The organism is Sphingomonas sp. Ant H11 (assembly GCF_000797515.1).
GTDB lineage: Bacteria > Pseudomonadota > Alphaproteobacteria > Sphingomonadales > Sphingomonadaceae > Sphingomonas.
The window spans coordinates 1-5816 of sequence record NZ_JSBN01000127.1; the positions used below are offsets into that span (position 1 = coordinate 1).

The following is a 5816-nucleotide window of genomic DNA, read 5'->3' on the forward strand; positions in this document are numbered from 1 at the left end:
GGGGAGATCCCCCAGTCCTTAGGGAGGGTGACGCGCGCGAAGGCGCACGCCCGATCACCCTAACCCGTCCGAGCTAAGCTCGGCCACCCTCTCCCGCCGGGAGAGGGGCTAAGCTCACATCTTGGTCAGCCCCAGGAACACCCAATACAGCCCGCCCGCCAGCGCCATCGCGGCGGGCAACGTCAACACCCATGCCAGCGCCATCGAACCGATCGTGCGCGGCTGCAAGCCAGCGCCACTCGCAACCGAGGCACCGGCGACGCCCGACGACAGGATGTGCGTGGTCGACACCGGCAAGCCGTAAACTTCGGCCGCCAGGATCGTTCCCGCCGCAACCAGCTCGGCCGATGCGCCCATGCCATAGGTCAGGTGCGACTTGCCGATCTTCTCGCCAACGGTAATGACGATCCGCCGCCAGCCGACCATCGTCCCAAGGCCCAGCGCAAGCGCGACGATCACCTTGACCCACACCGGAATGTAGCGCGTGCCCTTTTCGAGATTGGTCTGATACGCCTTGATCGCCGCCAGCTCTGACGCGCTGAAGATCTTGGCGGAGGCTTCCTTGTCCTTGGTCGCGAGCCGCGCACTATCGAGCACCAGATACATGTCGTTGCGCAGATTGGGCGTCGCGGCAGCGGGGACCTTGTCGAGCGACCCGTAAGCGCCGATCCGATGCCCCAAATCACGCGACAACGCGTCGGCAGCGGCAAAGACTTGCGGCGTATCGGCATGGCGCGCCTGCAATGCCCGCGTCAGAACCGTGCGCGCTGTGTCAAGGTCGGTCGGCGCATCATGCGACCCGGCGTGGGTGGCGAAAGCGGCGGCTGCCGCATTGGCACTCGCCACGAAAGCAGGCGTCTCGCTCTGCGGCATGGTACGGTTGAGCGCATACGCCGTCGGCGCGCAGCCGATCAGGATCAGCATGATCAGCCCCATGCCCTTCTGCCCGTCATTGCCGCCATGCGCGAAGCTGACGGCCGTGCAAGTGAAGATGAGCAGCGCACGAATGCCCTTGGGCGGCGGCGCGGTGCCCTCGGGCTCGCTGTACAGCTTGGGGTTGCGCAGCACGAGTTTCATCACGTGCAGCAAGAGGAAGGCTGCACCGAAACCGATCAGCGGTGCCATCCACAGCCCGGTCAGAACCTTGGTCGCCTGGCTCCAGTCGACGCCCGAAGTGCCGCCGGTCCCCGCCGTCATAAGCTGGTTGGCAAGGCCGACGCCGAGGATCGATCCGATCAGCGCGTGGCTCGATGAATTGGGCAAGCCGACATACCAGGTGCCCAGATTCCACAGCACCGCCGCCAGCAGCAGCGCGAAAATCATCGCAAAGCCGGCATTGCTGCCGACATGGAGGATGAGGTCGACCGGCAGCAGCGTGATGATCGAATAAGCGACTGCTCCGCTCGACAGCATCACGCCCAGGAAGTTGAAAAAACCAGACCATACCACCGCCAGCGCAGCGGGCATCGAATGGGTGTAAATAACGGTTGCCACTGCATTGGCGGTGTCATGGAAGCCGTTCACGAACTCGAAGCCAAGCGCGATCAAGAGCGCCAGCCCAAGGAAAGCAAAGGTGCCGAGCGCCAGCCCCTCGCCCACCTGAGCGGTGTCGACGATGATGCTGTAGCCGGCATAGCCGACCCCCACCGCCAGCAGCGCCAGGAAAATCCAGCGCCCGGCAGGGTGCAAACGATGATCGAGCCGCGGCCCGTGCGAAGCGTCCGTCGCCGATTCGGGGGACGCTGGGAAAGTGGTAGCCATGCCGTTGAAGGCCTTCGCTCGGTTGTGTTACGGGTTGATGACGTGCGGTGCGGTTGGTGGCCCGATACCCGCCTGAAGTGCCAAAAGCCAGCCCTCAAAGGCAGTTCCTCGGGCCAGGCCGCCGCTCGCTGCAGCGGCCCGATTTGCGAAACGGGTGCTGTCGGACGCTGCGTCCGGCGAACGATTTGCACAGTGCGGCCCGCTCGCTTATGCAACGCCTTGGGCGGAAGGCGACCTGGAGGGGCTATCATCATGTTTGACGTCGCCTCGGCACCGGGGGACATCGGCCAGCGCGCGCAACTGCATCTTGCCCGTGGCTCCAGCCGCACAGCGCGAACCCGCGCGCCGTTACGTGTGCTGACCTTTCTGAACAGCTTTGCCCCCGGCGGGGTCGAACGGATCGCCGCGCGGCTGCATGCCGCGTGGACGGCAGCCGGGGTCGATGCGCACATGGTCGTGGCCGATGCCAGCATCGCGCCACCAATCGCCTTGCAGGCCTTATCGCAAATCCATCACCGGCCGCGTGCGCGGGGCATTACGCGCTTCACGGCGCTGCTGCGCGGCATGCCCGCGATCATCGCGCGCCAGCGCCCTGACGTGCTGTTCTGCGCGGGCAATACCTATACCAGCCTGGCGGTCGCGCTGAAGCTGACGCTTGGCAGCGCCTGTCCGCCGATCGTGGTGAAGATCAGCAACGATCTGGTCCGCGCCGACATGTCACCCCCGCTGCGCTATTTCTATCGTCGCTGGCTGCGCATCCAGGGCCGCCATCTCGACCATTTCGTCGGTATGGCCCCGGCGATGCGCGGCGAAATCGCGCGGTTGATCGGCGTGCCGCAAAACCGCATCAGCGTGATCGCCGACCCCGCGCTGGCCGATGCCGACCTCCGCCGTCTGGCGGCCGCGCGCGACGCCGTGGTGCGTGCGCGACCGGGCCGCCATTATCTCGCGGTCGGCCGCCTTGCTCCGCAGAAGAATTTCGCACTGCTGCTCGAGGCGTTCGCGCGCATCGCCAAGCCCGACGATACGCTGCGCATCCTTGGGGAAGGCCCGGAACGTCGCGCGCTCGAGGTGCAGGCCGCGCGACTGGGCATTGCCGGGTCCGTCTATATGCCGGGACATGTCGATCCGCTCGACGGCTGGCTGGCCGAGGCCGACGCTTTGTGCTGTCCTCGGATTATGAAGCGTCCCCGCCGTGGTGATCGAGGCGCTGGCGGCGGGGCTGCCGATCATCGCGACCGATTGCTGCTGCAGCATGGCCGATCTGCTTGGCCACGGCACGCTCGGCCAGCTGGTCCCGACCGGCGATGCCGCCGCGCTGGCACAGGCGATGATGACGCTCGCCCCCGATTCGGCGCGACCATTGCCGCACGCCGCACCGCCGCCGCGACCTTCACGATCGAAAGTGCTACTGACAAATATCTGGGCCTGATGCGCACGCTCGCCGCCACCCGCGCCGCCGAGACCGCGCCCGACACGCCGCGCAACGACCCGATCCCAAGCCCGGCGGCCTAGCCCCTCTGCACGACGCGCTTGCCCGACGCCCGCGCGTTCCCTACCTGTTCACCAATGACTCTCCCCGCGCCCTCCCCCCAGGATCCCCCCCTATCTGACGGGCCTCAACCCGCAGCAGCGCGAAGCCGTGCTCACCACCGAAGGCCCCGTGCTGGTCCTCGCGGGCGCTGGCACCGGCAAGACCGCCGCGCTCACCGCGCGGCTCGCGCATCTGCTCGCCACCCGCAAAGCCTGGCCGAGCGAGATCCTCAGCGTCACCTTCACCAACAAGGCCGCGCGCGAGATGCGCCACCGCGTCGGGCGTCTGGTCGGCGATGTGGTCGAGGGGATGCCGTGGCTCGGCACCTTCCACGCGATCGGCGCCAAGATGCTGCGCCGCCATGCCGAACTGGTCGGCCTGCAAAGCAACTTCACCATCCTCGACACCGACGACCAGTTACGCCTGCTGAAGCAACTCATCCAAGCCGCCGATCTCGACGAGAAACGCTGGCCCGCGCGCAACTTGCCGGGCTGATCGACGGCTGGAAGAACAAAGGCCTCACCCCCGCCCAAATCGATGCCGGCGAGAGCGAGCTCTACGCCAATGGCCGCGGGCAGGAACTCTACGCCGCCTATCAAACCCGCCTGATCGCGCTCAACGCCTGCGATTTCGGCGATTTGCTGCTGCACATGCTCGTCATCCTGCAGCGCGACCGCGACGTGCTCGCCGATTACCAGCGCCGCTTCAAATATATCATGGTCGACGAATATCAGGACACCAACAGCGTCCAATATCTGTGGCTGCGCCTGCTCGCGCAGGAGCGCAAGAACATCGCCTGTGTCGGCGATGACGACCAGTCGATCTATTCGTGGCGCGGCGCGCAGGTCGAGAATATCCTGAAGTTCGAGAAGGATTTCCCCGGCGCCAAGATCATCCGGCTGGAGCAGAATTACCGCTCCACCCCGCACATCCTCGGCGCCGCCTCGGGCGTGATCGCCAACAATAGCGGTCGCCTCGGCAAGCAGCTCTGGACCGAGCTCGACGCGGGCGAGAAGGTCAAGGTGCTGGGCGTGTGGGACGGCCCCGAGGAAGCGCGCCGCGTCGGCGAGGAAATCGAAAGCGCGCAAAGGTTGGCAAGTCCCTCGACGACATCGCCATTCTGGTGCGCGCGCAGCACCAGACGCGCGAATTCGAAGACCGCTTCATCGCGACCGGCATCCCCTATCGCATCATCGGGGGTTTTCGCTTCTATGAGCGCGCCGAAATCCGCGACGCGCTCGCCTATCTGCGCGTGGTGGCGCAGCCCGCCGACGACCTCGCCTTCGATCGTATCGTCAACGTCCCCAAGCGCGGCCTCGGCGACAAGGCCGTCGCCAAGGTCCACCAACTCGCCCGCGCGCAGCACGTCCCGCTGGTCACCGCCGCCGCGCGTCTGCTCGACACCGATGAACTGACCGGGGCCGCGCGCAAATCGCTCGGCAACCTCGTCATCGACATGGCGCGGTGGCGCGCGCAAATGACCGAGCTGCCGCATGGCGAGCTGGCGCGCATCATCCTCGACGAAAGCGGCTATACGGCCATGCTCCAGGCCGAGAAATCGGTCGAGGCGGCGGGTCGGCTCGAAAACCTCACCGAGCTCGTCCGCGCGATGGAGGAATATGAAACGCTGGGCGCGTTCCTCGAACATGTCAGCCTGGTCATGGACAATGAGGCGTCGGCCGAGGACCCCAAGGTCACGATCATGACGATCCACGCCGCCAAGGGGCTGGAATATGACACGGTATTCCTGGTCGGCTGGGAGGAAGGGCTGTTCCCGTCGCAACGCGCGCTCGACGAAGGCGGCACCAAGAGCCTGGAGGAAGAACGCCGCCTCGCCTACGTCGCCATCACCCGTGCGCGCCGCCGCGCGATCATCCTCCACGCCGCCAACCGCCGCATTTACGGCCAATGGACGAGCAGCATCCCCAGCCGCTTCGTCGGCGAATTGCCGCCCGAACATATCGAGGCGGAATCGAGTCTGGCGGGCGGCGAGAGCCTGTGGCGCGCCAATTGGTCCGAACGCGCCGACCCCTTCGCCAATGTCGCCCGCAGCACCGGCCGCGGCCCCGGCTGGCAACGCGCAGCCGGGATCGGCGGCACCAACCGGCGGCGATTTCACCAGCCGCACCTTTTCCCGCGAACCGTCCCGCGTGCAGGAATCCCGCGCCTCGGCGATCAGCCTCGGCAATAAGGGCCGGTCGGACGTGGCGGTGGGGATGCGCGTGTTCCACCAGAAATTCGGCTACGGCCTGATCGCCGAAATCGAAGGCAATAAGCTGGAGATCGATTTCGAGAGCGCCGGGCGGAAACGGGTGATGGATAGTTTCGTGACGGTGGGGTAATTCTTCTCCCTCTCCCCCTTGGGGAGAGGGTCGGGGAGAGGGGCAGTATCAAGCGCGCCCTGGCCAAACACGCAAAATGGTCTATCTACTTGGTCCAAGAAGGACCCGCCCGATGCACATCTCCGTATCCGACGCCAAAGCCCAACTCACCGACCTCCGTCCGCCGCGCCGAAGCCGGC

The 5816-nt window shown here is 66.2% G+C and carries 3 protein-coding genes and 1 pseudogene; 3 read left to right on the top strand and 1 reads right to left on the bottom strand.

Translation table 11 applies throughout. The features are described from left to right. Positions 1 to 114 precede the first annotated feature (114 nt). Entirely contained in the window at positions 115 to 1761 is a 1647-nt protein-coding gene (locus NW75_RS18965) for an inorganic phosphate transporter (RefSeq protein ID WP_033966839.1), read from the bottom strand. Between the two features lie 252 nt (positions 1762 to 2013). Here NW75_RS18965 and NW75_RS18970 point away from each other — a divergent pair, with 252 nt between their 5' ends. The 3 genes and pseudogenes from NW75_RS18970 (at position 2014) to NW75_RS26915 (ending at position 5637) form a co-directional block, all read left to right on the top strand. Next, entirely contained in the window at positions 2014 to 3276 is a 1263-nt protein-coding gene (locus NW75_RS18970; protein WP_052192516.1) for a glycosyltransferase, read from the top strand. A 148-nt stretch (positions 3277 to 3424) separates the two neighbouring features. Then, positions 3425 to 5486, top strand: a pseudogene (locus tag NW75_RS18975) (ATP-dependent helicase). Continuing rightward, positions 5446 to 5637: a hypothetical protein gene (locus tag NW75_RS26915; protein WP_231565323.1), complete on the top strand. Its 192-nt coding sequence runs from the start codon at positions 5446 to 5448 to the stop codon at positions 5635 to 5637. Before NW75_RS18975 ends, NW75_RS26915 begins: the two are co-directional and overlap by 41 nt. The last annotated feature ends 179 nt before the right edge of the window (positions 5638 to 5816 follow it).

Coding starts and splice junctions, on each gene's coding strand:
- NW75_RS18970 (WP_052192516.1), top strand. CDS start 2,014: ATGTTTGACGTCGCCTCGGCACCGGGGGACATCGGCCAGCGCGCGCAA.
- NW75_RS18965 (WP_033966839.1), bottom strand. CDS start 1,761: ATGGCTACCACTTTCCCAGCGTCCCCCGAATCGGCGACGGACGCTTCG.